Here is a 16,144-nt window from a genome sequence, read left to right as displayed (position 1 = left end):
GGCAGTTCGGCCACGGACTGGGCATGGCGCTCGCGGGCGCGTTCCACGGCCTGGGCGCCCACGAAGCTTCGCGCAGTTCGCCGCCGGTCACGTAATCGACAAGCAGCTCGCGGTCGTCGCCGTCGTCGGTGGGTTCGTGGGAGATGCCCACGATTTCTTGGGTGGCCACGCCTTGATCATTACGACGGCGCAGCGCGAACTTTTCGCCGCCCACCGAGGCCTTGCCGGACGAGGCCTTGGCCACGGGCTCCATGGTGCCGGAGGCGCCCTCGCGAGCGACGAGCTTATAGACCATTGAGGACGTGGGCGCACCGGAGCCGGTGACCAGGCGAGTACCGACACCATAGGAATCCACGGGAGCTGCTCGTAACGCGGCAATGGCATATTCATCCAGGTCGCTGGTGACCGTGATGCGGGTATTGGCGTTGCCGAGCTTGTCCAGAAGCGAGCGGACCATGGCGGCCTGGGTGACGAGGTCACCGGAGTCCAGACGGACACCGCCCAAGTCGGGACCGGCAATGTCCACCGCAAGCTTCACGGCGTTCTCCACGTCGTAGGTGTCCACCAAGAGAGTGGTGTCGACACCCAGCGCATCGATCTGTGCCCGGAAGGCTTGCTCCTCCGAGTCGTGCAACAGCGTGAAGGAGTGAGCCGCGGTGCCCACCGTCTTCACACCGTACCGATAGCCGGCCTCCAAATTCGATGTGGAGGCGAAGCCCGCAATTACGGCGGCGCGAGCGCCGCCACGGCGGCCTCTTCGTGTGCTCGGCGGGATCCCATTTCAATACATGGACGATCACCGGCGGCACCGACCATGCGCGATGCAGCGGAAGCAACGGCGGAATCATAGTTGAGCACGGACAGGATGTAGGTCTCGAGAACACAGGCCTCGGCGAAGGAGGACTCCACGGTGAGCAGGGGCGAGTACGGGAAGTAGACCTCGCCCTCGGCGTAGCCGCGGATCTGTCCGGTGAAGCGGAAGTTCTCGAGGTATTCAATGGTCTTCTGATCCACCACGTTCGTGTCCCGCAGGAAGCGCAACTGCTCTTCGGAGAAGCGGAACTTCTGGAGACCCTCGAGTACGCGTCCCACCCCGGCGAAGACACCGTAGCGGCGGCCGTTGGGCAGCCGACGGGCGAACACCTCGAACACGCTGCGTCGCGAGGCCGTACCCGCCCGCATCGCGGCCTGGAGCATGGTGAGCTCGTAGTGGTCCGTCATGAGGGAGGTCGGACTGGGTTCCCATGGATAGCTGCGCTCATTCACGCCCCCAGCCTAATGGGATTGGCTCTCTGCGCACATCCGCGTCCGACCGATACGATGGGCGCACCATGATTTTCACTCCCTCATCTGCGCGTGCCCGATACGCGCCCGTACTCATGAGCGCGGCTCCCGCAGAAACGCCGGTTCTGACCGAAAACCCTGAATCTCGCACCATCCTCAGCGTCCCGTGGAACGTGGTGGTGTGGGACGACCCCGTGAACCTCATGAGCTACGTGGTCTACGTATTCCGTTCCTACTTCGGTTACTCGGATGCCAAGCACGCAAGCTCATGCTTGAGGTCCACCACAATGGCCGGTCGATCGTGGCGTCCGGAACACTCGAAGAAGCAGAGACCCACGTGAGTGCGCTGCACGGATACGGCCTGTGGGCCACGTACGAACGGGCGGATCACAACTGATGGCACACGGATTCAAGAAAACCCGCAAGGGCATCGTGGGCCGTTTCGAAGCCCCCGAAGTACAGCTGCTCCAGAAGTTGTTCTCGGATGTTGCCGAAACTCTTCAACCCGAGCTCGCCCCGATGAAGACCCCTTGGCCGCCATGGTCGGGATTGACCAGGACGTCAGCGAGCCCACGGACCCCGCGCTGAAAAGGCTGCTCCCGGCGGCGTCGTCGGACCCCGAGCGGGCAGAGGAATTCCGCAGGCTCACGGACAGGTCACTGCGCGAAGCGAAGATTGGGGCGCTCAAGGCGTCGTCGTTGGCGCTGGAATCCGACCCCGTGACCCTGACCGTGGAGCAGGCCCAGGATTTCGCGCGCTCGCTCAACGACATTCGACTGGTACTGGCCTCGCGCTTGGACATCGCCACACCCGAGGACGCCGAGCGGATCGGTGAAAAGGTCGATTTCGGGGAAGTGGAGGACATCCACGACTACATGGCGGTGGTCTACAACTTTGTGTCGTGGCTGCAGGAATCACTCATGAACGCGTTGCTCAAGACGCTCTGACCGCAACCGGAGCAGAACAGTGAGACTGTGAGATGTCTCGCATGTGTTGCACTCTTCGACCCCCGCCATCGAAGAGTCCGGTACTTTGGATGCGCACTTTGTGCTGAATTTCCCAGTTTTTCGCGGTAGTGGCGATCCTCTCGCTGATAACTGTTACTTGTAGTGTGTCCGCGCCTCGGATGCTCGGATAGGGAAAATCAGCGCGGACCATTACTGTCTTTCGATATGCAGGATGAGCACGTGAACACTTCAGGCCCCAATCCGAACTCGCCCATTGGCGTGTTCGATTCCGGCGTGGGTGGATTGACCGTTGCTCGTTCGATCATCGACCAGTTGCCGCACGAGGAAATCTTGTACGTGGGTGACACCGCTCACGGTCCGTACGGCCCGCTGCCCATTGCTCGGGTTCGGTCCCTGGCCATGGACATCATGGATGACCTGGTCGATTCCGGGGTCAAGCTGTTGGTGATTGCCTGCAACACTGCCTCTGCCGCGGTGCTGCGTGATGCTCGTGAGCGGTATACCCGGGCTTACAACATTCCCGTGGTCGAGGTCATCCAACCGGCCGTTCGCCGCGCGGTGGCCACCACACGCAACGGAAAGATCGGTGTCATCGGCACGGAAGCCACCGTGGGTTCGCGTGCCTATGACGACACGTTCGCCGCCGCACCGCACTTGGACGTCACCTCAGTAGCGTGTCCGGAATTCGTCGAGTACGTGGAGCGCGGAGTGACCACCGGTCCCGAACTCTTGCGCGCCGCCCAGGGATACCTGGAACCGCTCAAGGAGGCCGGCGTAGACACCCTGGTTCTGGGGTGCACGCACTATCCGCTGCTGACCGCGGTGATTTCCTACGTCATGGGAGACAGCGTCAATCTGGTCTCTTCCGCGGAGGAGACAGCCCGCGACGTCTACCGCGCGCTCATGGACAACAACCTGGAACGCGACGTCCATCTCACCCCGCACCACGAGTTCCTGGCCACGGGTGACCCCGAAAGCTTTGAAGTCCTTGCCCGCAGATTCCTCGGTCCCGAAGTTCTGCGCGTCCGTCACACGTCCTCGGTGGCCGAGCAGTACCCCACGGGTTCTCTGGCCATGATCCACCCGGCTCAGCGTTGAGTCGGTACCACGAAAGGCACCCGCAGTCATGATGTTGACCGTTATTGGGAACACCGGTAGCTTCCCGGGGCCCAACTCTCCCGCGTCGTGCTACTTGCTGACCGGTGAAGATCACGAGGGCCGAACGTGGCGCGTGATCCTGGACATGGGCAATGGCTCCCTGGGTGTGCTGCAGCGACAGCTCAACCTGGAAGACATCGACGCGTGATGATTTCGCACCTGCACCCCGATCATTGCGTGGACCTGGCCGGTCTGCACGTGGCGGTCAAATGGGATCCGCGGGGTTGGAACGCCGGGCGGATTCCGCTTTACGGGCCGTCCGGGTTGCACTCTTATCTCAATCGCTCCCACGCCATGCCGGAGGGCCACAGCATGGAGACGGAGTTCGTGTTCAACGTGTGGCAGGAACGCCAGTCGGTCACCGTAGGGCCGTTCACCGTCACGCCGTTCGAAGTGGAACACCCGTGCCCCGAGCCCTACGCGCTGCGCGTGGAATTCGACGGACCCATGGGCTCGTCCGTGTTGACCTATTCCGGCGACACCGATGCGTGTGACGCTCTGGTGGAAGCGGCGCGTGACGCGGACCTGTTCCTGTGCGAGGCCGCCTATGAGGAAGGCCGTGAGGATCACCTCCGCGGCATCCACCTGACCGGTTATCGAGCAGGTCAGGCGGCAGCCCAGGCCAACGTCCATCAGTTGTTGCTGACCCACTTGCCGGTGTGGAATTCGCCCACCAAGGCCCGCCGCGAAGGGATCTCAGCCTTCAGTGGACCGGTCGGCATCGCGGAACCGGGGTACACCTACAAGGTGGTTCCGGCGAATGTCACCATTTCGGGTGCGTTGGCAAGGCCCTCAACGGCGGACTAGGCTGGCGACATGACTTCGCCTACCGATCCGTCACAAGAAAATTCCACACTGGTCGGAGAGCGATCCACCCCTGAAGCGGCCTCGGCTGATTCCGCCGCAGCAAACGTTGTGCGTTCCGATGGCCGCGCCGTGGACGAGTTGCGTCCCATCACCATTACCCGCGGTTGGTCGGATCAGGCCGAGGGCTCGGCCCTCATCGAATTCGGTGGCACCCGTGTGCTGTGCACCGCCTCCCTGACCGAAGGCGTTCCGCGCTGGCTCAAGGGCGAAGGCCGCGGCTGGGTCACGGCCGAGTACGCCATGTTGCCGCGCGCCACCTCCACCCGTTCCGCCCGCGAGTCCGTCAAAGGCAAAATCGGTGGCCGCACCCATGAGATCTCCCGACTGATCGGCCGCGCGCTGCGTTCGATCATCGACCTCAAGGCCCTCGGTGAGAACACCGTGGTCCTGGACTGCGACGTGCTCCAAGCAGACGGCGGAACCCGGACCGCAGCGATCACCGGAGCGTACGTGGCTCTGGCCGAAGCGATTTCCTGGGCCCACGCCAACGGGGTGATCAAGCCCAACGTCAAGCCCCTGGTGGACACCGTGGCTGCGGTGTCCGTGGGCATCATCGACGGTGTCCCCATGCTCGATCTGCCCTACGTGGAGGACGTCCGCGCAGAGACCGACATGAACGTTGTGGTCACCGGTTCCGGAGACTTCGTCGAGGTGCAGGGAACTGCGGAGGGTGCGCCCTTCAACCGCCGCGAGCTGGACGTTCTGCTGGACCTTGCGGTCTCCGGTTGCGCCCAGTTGGCCACCATTCAGCAGGAAACGCTGGAGGCGGGCCGTGGACACTGACCCGGAACCGGCCAGGATAGTCCTGGCCTCCAAGAACCAGGGCAAGGTTCGCGAGCTCCAAGCCATGGTCGCCGCGGCCGTGCCGCAGGTCGACGCCGCTATGGCCGTGGTCGATGCGCGCACCGCCGGCCTGAGCGACGTCTTCGAGGACGGCGTGAGCTTCGCCGAGAACGCGCTGCTCAAGGCCCGCGCGGCCGCCCGTGAATCCGGGTTGATTGCGCTCGCGGATGATTCCGGGCTTGCCGTGGACGTCATGGGCGGCGCCCCGGGAATCTTCTCCGCCCGGTGGTCCGGCCGGCACGGTGACGACACCGCCAATCTGAACTTGCTCCTGGCACAACTGGGAGATGTCCCCGATGCCCACCGAAGCGCACAGTTCGTTTGCGCCGCCGCCGTGGTGACCCCCGGCGGGGAGGAACATGTGGTGTTGGGCGAGTTCCCCGGGACGATCCTGCGGGAACCGGTGGGCGAGCACGGATTCGGGTACGACCCAATCTTCGCCCCGGACGGTTATGACGGTTTGAGCTGCGCCCAGCTGAGCCCGGACGAGAAGAACCGGGTCAGCCATCGGGCGCGGGCCATGAATGCTGTGCTGCCGCACCTCGTGGCGGCACTGGGAGAACAGGACGATCCGACCGGGGATGATCCACCCCGGCCGGGCTCGGGGGACTGAGTCATGAGATTCGCATGCGGACATCTTCCCTTCGCGGACGCCGTTGACACGGTGTTGGCGGAAGCGGGAGTCAGCGTGGACCGTTCCGAATGGGAGGTTCACGCGGGTGGTTCCGCGCACATCGTGGTGAATGCCGGGCACGTGATGAGCGTGCGTATCGCCAAGAACCCCACCTCGGGGGAAAACGTACGACGCCGCGTGCGTGCGTTGTCGTTGCTGCCAGACTTCGATTTCGCGGTGCCTCGGCCTGTGACCCCGGTGCTCAACGTGGGGCGGTACACGGCGGTGGGGATGACCTGGCTGCCCGGTACCACGCGGGATCCTGGCCCGGTGCCCTCGAGCATTCTGGCCAGTGTGCTGGACCAGTTGCGCTCGGCCGACGTGTCCGAGGCCGCGCCCTGGCTCGACCGACCCGGACAGCACTGGGGCGGGCACCGCCGCCGCCATGTACTGCTCGATCAGGTGATCCCGCGACTGATTCCGCGGAATCGTCCGCGAGCACTCGAGGCGATCCAGGACCTGGTGGAGCTGGAGACGGTGGAACCGAAACTGGTGCACGGCGATCTCATGGGCAACAACATGCTGTGGGAAGACGATCGACTGGTGGGGATCATCGATTGGGACACGCGTGCGTGGCCGATCCCGCCTACGACACCGCATCACTCGGGCTGTGGTTCGGGTGGGACAGCGTCCGCCACGCCACCACGCCGGAGGACTTCGAGCGGGCTCAGTTGCACTCCCGCATATTCCCGTTGCAGGCCGTCGCGTACGCCATCCACCACGAACTGGACATCGCACAGATCAACCAGTCCGTGGAGAAGGCCGACGACTGGTACGAGGCCCACGCGTCGGTCCACGCCTGAGTTTTCTCCGTCGCGCCGGCCGTGATCCGCTGGGCCACGAGCGCGGCGCAGAACGTGTCGGAGCCCGGCAGTAGCCTGACACCGTGCCCGTCAGTTTCACAGCCATAGACTTCGAAACCGCCAACCGTAGCTTCGCCTCCGCCTGCGCCGTGGGCGTGGTCCGTGTGCAGGACGGTCGGGTGGCCGACACCCAGTATTCACTGTTGCGGCCGCCGCCGGGCCACGACCATTTCGAGCCGGGGAACATCAGGGTCCACGGAATTCGACCCGCGGACGTGGCAGGCGCGCCGTCGTACGCGCAGTACTGGCAGTGGCTCGTCGATCGGCTCGACGCGGACGACCCGGACGGAATCCTGGTGGCACATAACGCGGTCTTCGACACCGGCGTGATCAGGGCTGCGAATCGCGCGGTCGGGCAACCGGCTCGACCATGGCGTTACGCGTGCACCCTGCGCTTGTCCCGGGCGGCCTACCAGCTGCGGTCCTATTCATTGCCCGCTGTCTCACACGCGGTGGGCGTCACCCTGGAGAATCACCACAACGCCCTGGCCGACGCGCAGGCCTGCGCGGGCATCGTGATGGATCTGGCGCGTCGCAGCGCAGCCGATTCCATGGAGGAATTGACCGCCCACTACGGCAACAAGATCCTCAGCGCCGAGCTCTAGGACAACGCGCGGGCGGTCACCCGACCGTCGTTCGCGGCCGTGGGGCGGCCCGTCACGGGCACCAGCGCTCGCACCATTGGCGTGCGAGTCCGTCGAGTTCCGAGGCCACGGGACCGTCGTCAACTGGGACGCTCGTGGTTCCCCAGCGGGCCGCAACCACCCCTGCCGCTACGGATCGTGCGGCCACTGAGGCTGCAGGGTGTGCATCGACACCTCGAGTGCGCGGATCAGCGTGGCGTGCGGGTCTTCCGAATGGCGCCGTCGGGCTGCGCGATGGTCGCGGCGGCGAGACCCAGCGCCAACGCCGACGACGCACCGGTGCCGTCCGCCACGGCTCGGGAGAAGGCGCCGTCGGCGGATTCGAGAGCCTCGCGATCGGTGACCTGAGAGGCCATCCGGAGCAGCGCATTGGTCTTGGGCGCGGGCCGGGTCATGCCGGCGCAGACCTCGATCACTGCCGCGAGAACCTCGGGGAGGTCCGTGTTCGACTCACGGGCTCTGACGCTGGCGTGGATGGCGAGTGCGGTGGCGGCCGCGGCGTTTGTGCCTCGGGATCGCCGTGCGTGATGGCCGCGGCATCGACCACGAGCGGTACGAGTGCCTTCCAACCGAGGTTGGGGACCAAGCCGTAGGGGATGCTGCGCGTGAGAACCTCTGCGCTGTTGGTTGCCGGGTCGATGGGGTGGGCCACTTCACCGAACTCACCGGTGGCCAGGGCGGTGAAACTGTCACCGTGGGGAGTGCCGGGGCTCGCGAGTAGTGGGAAATCGCCCTCGAAGTCACGGGGCGGAGGAACTGGCGAACTCGCAGGAGGTTGAGCGCCGGAAGCACGGGCCCACCGGAGGTAAGAAAGCCACGCACAGGCTGTGGGATCCGCGGAGAGCCCGTCATTGGCCCATTCGGCCACTTCGTTGAGTGCGTCTGCGGTTCGTGCGGCCAACTGAACCTGCTCCCCGGGATTGCCGGACCGGTGGCGGCTTGCGATGGCCAGGCTTCGGAACACCGCGGTCACCGAGTCGCGGTAGGTGTCCTGAATCGCGGGGATGCCTTGGTCGGGGGAGAGCAGCTGTGGGGAAGTGGAGTCGGGCATGCCACCGAGTCTAAGCGAGACATGTGCCGCCTATGCGTGTCGGGGCGGGCGGATAGATTGACGAGCATGAGGTTTCTACACACGTCCGACTGGCACCTGGGCCGTACCTTCCACGGCGTGGATGTTCTGGACATCCAGGCCAGGGCCATGGATGAGATCGTCGAGTGGGTGGCCGAGCATCGCGTGGATGCGGTCCTGGTATCCGGTGACGTGTACGACCGCGCCCAGCCCCGCACGGAAGTGGTTGAACTGCTGAATTCCACGTTGGCCAAGATCCGCCGCGCGGGCGCCTACGTCGTGATGACCAGTGGGAATCATGATTCCGCGGCGAGACTGGGGTTCGGTGCGGAAATCATGGCGCACGGCGGTGTGTTCTTGCGGACCCGTCTGGACCAGGCGGACCGACCCGTGATCTTCAGCCGATCCGAGTCCGGGGTGCGGGCCACGGACACGGCGCTCTCGGGCGGCACCGAGCATGCTGGAGAGCACGGCGCAGCGGGTCGTTCGGGCGCGGATGAGGCGGTCGCCGTGTACGGCATCCCGTATCTGGAACCCCGTTCGGTCGCCCCACACCTCGAATGCTCGGCAACTCACCAATCGGTGCTCGGCACCGTGGCACGGACCACCGCGGAGGATCTCGCTCGGCGCGAGGGTACGCGAGGCATGGTCATGGCGCACGCGTTCGTCACGGGTGCGGCAGCCACGGAATCCGAGCGCGTCATTGACTCCGGAGGCCTGGGCACAGTGAGCGCGGACGTCTTCGAATCCCACGAGTACGCGGCGCTGGGCCACATTCATCGGCGCCAGACCCTTCGCGACGGCGTGCGGTACAGCGGGTCTCCCGTGGCCTACTCCTTCTCCGAAACCGGTCAGACCAAGGGTGCGTGGCTCGTGGAATTCACGGAAGAAGGCGGTCCGGAGGTCCGGACCTCGATCACCGGACGGGTCTGCACCTGGCCCAATTGCGCGGCCATCTGGAGGATCTGCTCCGAGAACCTGAATACTCTGCGGCAGAATCCGCGTGGTGCCAGGTGGTGCTCACGGACCCCGAGCGCCCCGCCGCGGCCATGGACCGGATTCGCACCAGGTTTCCCCAGACCGTGGAACTGCGCTGGGAACCGGACGGGGGCCGTTCACAACAGCAGCTCAGCTACAGCGCACGTGTCCGAACGGCCGAGAGCCCTGAGTCATTGTGTGCTTCGTTCTTCGACCACGTTCGACAGCGGTCCGTGACGGAACAAGAGAGAGCGGATATCGAAACAGCGGTGGGCGCGGCACAGTCGGATGCCCGAGCGGACTAGGCGGGAGGAACCATGAAACTGCATCGTTTGGAGATCACTGCGTTCGGTCCCTTCGCCGGTCACGAAGTCGTGGACTTCGACCGGCTCAATGAGGCCGGGGTGTTCCTGCTCAACGGAGAAACGGGTGCGGGCAAGACGAGTGTTCTGGACGCCATTTGCTTCGCGCTCTACTCGTCCGCACCCACGACCGTGGCCATGGGCGGCAGAAAACCGGGTCACAGTGACCACGCAGATCCGGACACCGCGCCGCTCGTCGAACTGGAATTCACATCGGGTGGTCGGCGCTGGCATATCAGCCGTTCGCCCGCGTGGAACAAACCGTCCAAACGGGCGGCCTCCGGCTGGTCCGAACAGCACGCCAAGGTGTTGCTGCGCGAATGGGTGGACGGGCAATGGCAGGAACGCAGCCACCGACCGGATGAGGTGGGCCAGACCATCGAGCATGTGATCGGTTTGAACCGCGAACAATTCACCCAGGTCATGATGCTTCCGCAGGGTCGGTTCGCGCAGTTCTTGCGGGCGGGTTCCAAGGAACGCGAAAAGCTCCTGGAGACCCTGTTCGGGACGGACATTTATCCCCGGATCCAACAGGAACTCAAAAACCTTGCGGCGATCAGCCAGTCCGAGCTCGAGGCCCTTCAGCTCGAACAACAGCGGGACGTGGAACGCGTCACTCAGCTGAACGACCAATTCGTGGAAGTTCTCGGGGAATTGCCGGTCGGTACCGTGACGCTTCCTCCCCACGCATCTGCCGAAGCGGGGGAGATACTCGCGCGGGATACCGGAGACGGATCGAGCCAGAGCGCCGAGAGCAGCGTTGGAACCCGCGCACCCGAGCCGGAAGGTGAGGGGGAGTCGCAAGAACCGGTCACCGTGGCGCAGCTGTGTGAACGCATCACCACGCGGCGGCAGAACTGAACTCATCCCGCGAGGCCGTGTCGCAGCGGCAGCTCCGGGCGGCGGACCGTGCCCGGGAATTGGCACAGCGGCTGCAGAACATGGAACGCCACGACCGTCTGATGGAAGCTTTGGCGCAGCTCGAGGCGCAGCGGGACACCGTGGCCGACCGAGAAACCGCGTTGTCGCGGCATCGAGCGGCTCAGAAAATCGCTGGATTCGTGTCCACGGTCGAGAGCGCCCTCTCAGCATCGGAAGAAGCCAAGGGGTCACTCACGTCCGCGCGAGAAGTATTTTCCGAATCCTCGCCCGATCTCGAACGATTCCGCAGTGCCCTCGGAGCCTCGGTCGCGGTATTGGATGAGTGGCTCGACGGGAGCCAGGAACTGTCTGCCGTGCGTGATGCTGCCGTGAGCGTACGTCAGGCTGCGGAGCAGGCCAGAGAAGTCGATGCCTCGGTCGGGGCGGCGCAACGAGCACTGGCCGAGATCGAGCGGGCGATCGAGCAACAAAGCTCACGGCAACAGATGGTGACTCGGGAACTGAACGGCGCCGTCGACAAGCGTGCCGCGATCGAACAGGTCGTGGCGGAACTGCAAACTGCCACGCGTGACGCGGGGATGATCAGGGACCGACATGACCGCGCTCAACAAACGCTGAAGGCCTCGGAGGAATTCCAGGGTCTGGCGCGTCAATGTGACCGGGAAGGCGAGCGATACCGAGCCGCAGAAGACAACCGTCGAGCGGCCGCCCAGCACGTGGAGGACCTTGAGACTCAGCGCTTTTCCGCTGCGGCTGCCACCCTTGCGTCCACTCTGCACGAGGACGAACCGTGCCCCGTGTGCGGATCCACGGTCCACCCCGAGCCCGCCGATCAGGAACACGGCCAAGAGGTCACGGAAGACACGCTCAATGATGCGCGTGCGACCCGTGACCGGGCGCAGGCCCAAGCGGACCAGGCACATACCGCGTGGCAAGCGGCACAGCAGAAGGCCTCCCAAGCCCTCGGGGCAGGTGCGCTCGAAGACATCGAGCGGCTAGGGACGCCGCCAGGGAGTGTGATGTAGCACGTCGGGAGCTGGACCGGCAGCTCGAGCAGCTCACAAACACCGAGCGCGGACTCGCGGATCTTGATCGAAAGATCAACGACTCCCGTGACAAACTGCGCGACATCGAACTCACCGTCGAACGGGACGAGACACGCCGGGCCTCGGCAAGCACGCAACTCGACGAGGCTCGCACACGACTGGATCGGGAACTCTTCGGTTTCGAATCGGTCCAGCAACGGATCGGTGCCGCGCAAGATCTGGTGACTGCCGTTTCCACCGTGGACAGCGCGCAACGGCGCGTCGACCGCGCGGAGCAGGAACTCGAGTACTCGCGGAACACCTTGGATACCGAACTCGCGGACTCGCCCTTCGCAACGAACGACGAGGTCCGCGGAGCAGTGCTGGAACCTGCCCGGGCACAACAGTTCGAGACGTGGCTGGTCGAGCATCGGGACCGCTACGGGAAGGTCACGGCCGAACTCGCCACGGACGTCATGACGGCCACGGCTCAGCTGACCCCGGAGGAACGGGCCGGAACCACCCCGGAAACCGTCGCTCAGGCGAAACGGACGGGTGAAGACCTGGCGGCTCAGCGGGATCTCATCACCGCGGCGTCGGGAACCATCGCCACGCTGGAACGCTCGGCGCGGGAGTTGTCGCGAACCGGTGGAGAGCGTGGGGCGACACTCGAGCGTGCTCGGGATAGCGCGCATCGACTCAGCAGCCTCTCCGCCGTGGCCAACGGACTCTCCACGGACAACAGCCTGCGGATGACCCTCACGTCATTCGTCCTCGCGGCGAAACTGGAACACGTGGCGGCGGTGGCCTCGGAACACTTGCAGCGGATGTCATCGGGCGCTTCAGCCTGATCCACACCGACCAGTCGAAGGGCGGGGGCAAGGCGGGACTCGGCCTGGAAGTGGACGACTCCTGGACCGGACGTCGGCGCGGAACCGAAACCTGTCCGGGGGTGAGTCCTTTTTCACCTCGCTGGCTCTGGCCTTGGCGCTCGCGGACGTGGTGCGGGCCGCTGCCGGCGGTCAGGACATGGACACGCTGTTCGTGGACGAAGGCTTCGGCTCCCTGGACGAAGACACCTTGGAACAAGTACTCGAAACCATTGACGGCCTGCGACAGAACGGGCGCGTGATCGGGCTGGTGTCCCACGTGGCGGAGATGAAACAGCGCATCGGCACGCAACTGGTCGTGTCCAAGACTCCCAAGGGTTCACACCTGAGCGTCATGACCGGTTTGGAAACGAACGCGTAGGCTGATTCCGTGAGTTCTTCAGTACCCGCGCCCTCGCCCGTTACGTCCAAATCAGCACCCGAGCTGATCAGGGACGTCAAGGTGCTCAACGGGCTGGGCGGGCGCGGCCTGACCTGGATCACCCTGGCCCTGCGCTTGCCGCAGGTCTTGGCACCCCTGGGCGTGATCACCTGGGTCGCCACGCAGACGGCATCGCCGTGGACAGCCGCCCTGAGCTCCGCGGCGGTCTGTCTGGGAAGTGCGCTGTGCGGAGTTCTCATGACCTTTTTCGTCAACGTTCCGTGGCGTCAAGGGGGCATGGTCGTCTTGGCTCTGCTGCAGGGCGGGGTCATGTGGCTCTTGCCGTTGGCCCCCATCGAGTCGGTTCCCACGGGCATCGACAGCCTGGGCATGTTCCTGCCGTTCTTCCTCGCGGGAATGTCCCTGGCGCCGCAAGGACTGGTCTGTCGAATCCGGTGGAACTCCCTGTTGGAGCATCGCAAACGAGTGGACCTCCTGCCCACTGCCATGCGGGCGGAATCCGTGAGCGAGGCGATGTCCGTGGTCACGGGTGCCGCCATCACGGGGTTGATCGCCACCACGGCCGGTCCTCAGACGGTGCTGCGAGTCTCCGCCGTCCTATCGGTCGTCATGATCGCCATCTTCATGCTGCACCCGTCCGCCAGGCTCAAGCAGCCGGTCCTCACCGTGTCCTTGCGCGACAGCTCGGAACGGTTGCTCCAGGCCCGCCGTTGGTCCGCCCAGCGGCTGCGCTCCATGTTGGTGATCGGTTGCGGTGGGCTCGGTGCGCTACTGGGCGCGATTCAGGGTTGTCTGGTGGTGTTCGCGGTGTCGGTGGACATCGTGCCGTCGGTGGGTGCCCTCTACGCGTTCCTGGGCCTGACCTCGGCCATCGCCGCCGTGGCGACCGTGTCGTGGCGGACGCGGGTGTCTCCGTGGAACCTCTGGATTCTCTACTCAACTGCCGCGCTGCTCGCGTCCATGATGCTGTCCACGCCGTCGGGCGCCTTTGGATTTGCCGTGGTCCTGGCCTTGATCGGCTTGTGCATCGGCCCGAGTCTGCTGTGTCTCTACGGATTGGCGGCGTATGCCGCCCCCGAAGACATGTACATCGGTCTGGTCTCCCGGATGACTGCGGCCACCTCGGCGGGAACCGCCGTCGGTCTGGTGCTCAGCGCGTACTTCGGTGTCCGTTACGACTACATCTCGGCGGCCCTGGTGCCGGTGGCCATGGCACTGATTCCCCTGGCGGGATCGCTGGTGTTCATCTACATCTGGCGCAGGTCACCGCTGTCGAGCATGCATATCTGAGCTACCGAGCTCTCGCCGCACGGGCGCAGACGGCTCACCCGCAATCGCCTCACTCCGGAAACTGAGAACCGCGCCGCAGCCAACCATTGGCCGCAGCGCGGTTCGATTCCATTCGATCGCCGTGGCGATGAATCGGCGGGCTCAGTGGCCGCGCGCGATCCATTCGCTCAGGTGCGGTTTCTCATCGCCCACAGTGGTGGAGTCCCCGTGCCCGGTCAGCACCTGGGTTTCCTCCGGCAGGGTCAGGATGCGCTCCTGAATGGATTCGATGATCGTGGGGAAGTCCGAGTACGACCGACCCGTGGCACCGGGGCCACCCTGGAACAAGGTGTCACCACTGAAGATCACACCGTGCTCACCCACCTCGGGACCGTAGAACACCACGGAACCGGGGGAGTGACCCGGAGTGTGGAGCACGGTGAGCGCGGCGGTTCCGGCCACGATCTCCTGGTTGTCCTCCAACGGCTGGGGCTCGGGGCCGTCCGAGAAGACCTTGCGCCACAGCACCAGATCCTCCGGGTGCATGTAGACCTCGGCGTCGGTGCCTGCGAGTTCCACGAACTCTCGCACTGCGGCGATGTGGTCGTCGTGACCGTGGGTCAGCAGTACATGGGTGATCGTGCGGCCGGCCACGGTATCCACTACGGCCTGCGGGTTGTGGGCGGGGTCGATGACCGCGCATTCCACGCCGTTGCCGATGACCCACACGTTGTTGTCGACCTCCCACGTGCCGCCGTCCAGGCTGAACGTTCCGGAGGTGACGCAGTTGTCGACCCGCAGGCCGGTCTCGTCGTCGCTGAGGATGGTTGTCGGTGTCTCGCTCATCGGGGCATCTCCACTACGGATCGCAGGACCTTACCGGCCTTCATGGTTTCGAATGCTTCATCCACCTTGTCCAGTTCGATCCGCTCGGTCACGAACACATCGAGGTCAAGGCGGCCCAGCTTGTACTGGTCCACGAGCATGGGGAAGTCACGCGAGGGCAGGGTGTCCCCGTACCATGCGGACTTGATGGAACCACCGCGGGAGAAGATTTCGTCCAGGGGCAATTCGATGGGGGTTCCGGGGTCCGGTACGCCCACCAGGACCACGCGTCCGGCGAGATCACGTGCCTGGAACGCCTGCTTGAAGGTGGGTTCGATGCCCACGGCATCGATGACCAGGTCCGCACCGTTGCCGTCGGTGAGTTCCTGGATGGCTTTCACCGGATCATTGTCCTTGGAGTTGACGGTGTGGGTCGCACCCAGGCGCTGGGCGGTGGCGAGCTTCTCGTCGTCCAGGTCCACGGCAATGATGGTCGTGGCACCGGCCAGCGCGGCACCGGCGATGGCCGCGGTTCCCACGCCGCCGCAACCAATCACGGCCACGGATTCACCGCGCTTGACGGCGCCAGTGTTGATGGCAGCGCCGATGCCAGCAGTCACGCCGCAGCCCAGCAGGCCCACGGCGGCGTACTGATCATCCTCGAGCGGTGTTTCGATGCGGGTGCACTGGCCCGCGGCCACCAGGTCTTCTCGGCGAACGCGCCGATGCCCAGGGCAGGCTCCAGCTCGGTGCCGTCCTCCAGGGTCATCTTCTGGGTCGCGTTGTGGGTAGCGAAGCAGTACCACGGCTCGCCCTTACGGCATGCGCGGCACTCGCCGCACACAGCGCGCCAGTTGAGGATCACGTGGTCTCCCACCTCGACCTCGGTCACGCCCTCACCCACGGCGCTGACCACACCGGCGGCTTCGTGGCCGAGCAGGAAGGGAAAGTCATCGCTCACGCCGCCCACTTTGTAGTGCAGGTCGGTCTGGCACACACCGCATGTCAGCACGTCCACGAGCGCCTCACCGGGCCCCGGATCAGGTACCAGAATCGTTTCCACGGTGGCCGGTTCGTTCTTGGCCTTGACCACTACACCTTTGACCTTGTGCATCTGTGTGCCTTCCTGTTGGCGTGTTCCGGGCATCACATCCAGCTTATG

14 protein-coding genes and 6 pseudogenes are annotated in these 16,144 nt (G+C 65.0%); 15 read left to right on the top strand and 5 right to left on the bottom strand.

Annotated features, from left to right (window positions below; translation table 11 throughout):
• Positions 1-1,221: pseudogene (locus YO9_RS0100215) on the bottom strand (nicotinate phosphoribosyltransferase); the annotation flags it as partial.
• 158 nt (positions 1,222-1,379) lie between these two features.
• Between YO9_RS0100215 and clpS the strand changes: the two are divergent.
• From clpS to YO9_RS0100175, 8 genes and pseudogenes are all read left to right on the top strand, one after another.
• A pseudogene (gene clpS, locus YO9_RS0100210) lies at positions 1,380-1,681 on the top strand (ATP-dependent Clp protease adapter ClpS).
• Positions 1,681-2,231: pseudogene (locus YO9_RS0100205) on the top strand (DUF2017 domain-containing protein). Before clpS ends, YO9_RS0100205 begins: the two co-directional pseudogenes overlap by 1 nt.
• A gap of 225 nt (positions 2,232-2,456) precedes the next feature.
• Complete coding sequence (gene murI / locus YO9_RS0100200; protein ID WP_016995661.1) at positions 2,457-3,350, top strand: glutamate racemase; 894 nt, start codon at positions 2,457-2,459, stop codon at positions 3,348-3,350.
• A gap of 28 nt (positions 3,351-3,378) precedes the next feature.
• Positions 3,379-4,217: pseudogene (locus tag YO9_RS0100195) on the top strand (MBL fold metallo-hydrolase).
• 9 nt (positions 4,218-4,226) lie between these two features.
• The gene (rph, locus tag YO9_RS0100190) at positions 4,227-5,060 is read left to right on the top strand and encodes a ribonuclease PH (RefSeq protein WP_016995660.1); all 834 of its coding nucleotides are present in this window, start codon (positions 4,227-4,229) and stop codon (positions 5,058-5,060) included.
• Positions 5,050-5,733, top strand: coding sequence for an RdgB/HAM1 family non-canonical purine NTP pyrophosphatase (gene rdgB / locus YO9_RS0100185; protein ID WP_016995659.1), 684 nt, complete (start codon positions 5,050-5,052; stop codon positions 5,731-5,733). Before rph ends, rdgB begins: the two co-directional genes overlap by 11 nt.
• 3 nt (positions 5,734-5,736) lie before the next feature.
• Positions 5,737-6,621 (top strand): phosphotransferase family protein, encoded by an 885-nt coding sequence (locus tag YO9_RS0100180; protein WP_223285872.1) that lies wholly within the window; start codon positions 5,737-5,739, stop codon positions 6,619-6,621.
• A gap of 58 nt (positions 6,622-6,679) precedes the next feature.
• Positions 6,680-7,261 carry a 3'-5' exonuclease gene (locus YO9_RS0100175; protein ID WP_016995656.1) on the top strand — a complete coding sequence of 194 codons (582 nt, stop codon included), beginning with the start codon at positions 6,680-6,682 and terminating at the stop codon, positions 7,259-7,261.
• Between the two features lie 227 nt (positions 7,262-7,488).
• Here YO9_RS0100175 and YO9_RS16025 read toward each other — a convergent pair whose 3' ends face one another.
• On the bottom strand, positions 7,489-7,716 hold the full coding sequence (locus YO9_RS16025; RefSeq protein WP_016995655.1) for a hypothetical protein: 228 nt from the start codon (positions 7,714-7,716) through the stop codon (positions 7,489-7,491).
• Complete coding sequence (locus YO9_RS0100165; protein ID WP_223285871.1) at positions 7,713-8,351, bottom strand: hypothetical protein; 639 nt, start codon at positions 8,349-8,351, stop codon at positions 7,713-7,715. The genes YO9_RS16025 and YO9_RS0100165 overlap by 4 nt, the downstream gene beginning before the upstream one ends.
• Before the next feature lie 21 nt (positions 8,352-8,372).
• On the opposite strand from YO9_RS0100165, the pseudogene YO9_RS0100160 reads away from it, so the two are divergent.
• From YO9_RS0100160 to YO9_RS0100135, 7 genes and pseudogenes are all read left to right on the top strand, one after another.
• Positions 8,373-9,173 (top strand): annotated as a pseudogene (locus YO9_RS0100160) (metallophosphoesterase family protein); the annotation flags it as partial.
• A gap of 62 nt (positions 9,174-9,235) precedes the next feature.
• Positions 9,236-9,652: an exonuclease SbcCD subunit D C-terminal domain-containing protein gene (locus YO9_RS16020; RefSeq protein ID WP_223285875.1), complete on the top strand. Its 417-nt coding sequence runs from the start codon at positions 9,236-9,238 to the stop codon at positions 9,650-9,652.
• Positions 9,653-9,664: 12 nt separating this feature from the next.
• On the top strand, positions 9,665-10,570 hold the full coding sequence (locus YO9_RS0100155; protein ID WP_031272381.1) for an AAA family ATPase: 906 nt from the start codon (positions 9,665-9,667) through the stop codon (positions 10,568-10,570).
• Positions 10,571-10,587: 17 nt separating this feature from the next.
• Positions 10,588-11,616 (top strand): coiled-coil domain-containing protein, encoded by a 1,029-nt coding sequence (locus YO9_RS0100150; RefSeq protein ID WP_016995654.1) that lies wholly within the window; start codon positions 10,588-10,590, stop codon positions 11,614-11,616.
• Entirely contained in the window at positions 11,520-12,467 is a 948-nt protein-coding gene (locus tag YO9_RS16015) for a hypothetical protein (RefSeq protein ID WP_223285870.1), read from the top strand. The genes YO9_RS0100150 and YO9_RS16015 overlap by 97 nt, the downstream gene beginning before the upstream one ends.
• A gap of 61 nt (positions 12,468-12,528) precedes the next feature.
• Entirely contained in the window at positions 12,529-12,867 is a 339-nt protein-coding gene (locus YO9_RS0100140; protein ID WP_223285874.1) for an SbcC/MukB-like Walker B domain-containing protein, read from the top strand.
• Positions 12,868-12,876: 9 nt separating this feature from the next.
• Entirely contained in the window at positions 12,877-14,178 is a 1,302-nt protein-coding gene (locus YO9_RS0100135; protein ID WP_223285869.1) for an MFS transporter, read from the top strand.
• A 141-nt stretch (positions 14,179-14,319) separates the two neighbouring features.
• Here YO9_RS0100135 and YO9_RS0100130 read toward each other — a convergent pair whose 3' ends face one another.
• Entirely contained in the window at positions 14,320-15,003 is a 684-nt protein-coding gene (locus YO9_RS0100130; RefSeq protein WP_016995651.1) for an MBL fold metallo-hydrolase, read from the bottom strand.
• A pseudogene (locus YO9_RS0100125) lies at positions 15,000-16,096 on the bottom strand (S-(hydroxymethyl)mycothiol dehydrogenase). Before YO9_RS0100125 ends, YO9_RS0100130 begins: the two are co-directional and overlap by 4 nt.
• Positions 16,097-16,144: the final 48 nt, after the last annotated feature.

The organism is Kocuria atrinae C3-8, from assembly GCF_000286355.1.
Lineage (GTDB): Bacteria > Actinomycetota > Actinomycetes > Actinomycetales > Micrococcaceae > Kocuria > Kocuria atrinae_A.
This window is presented reverse-complemented; position numbering and strand designations above follow the sequence as displayed.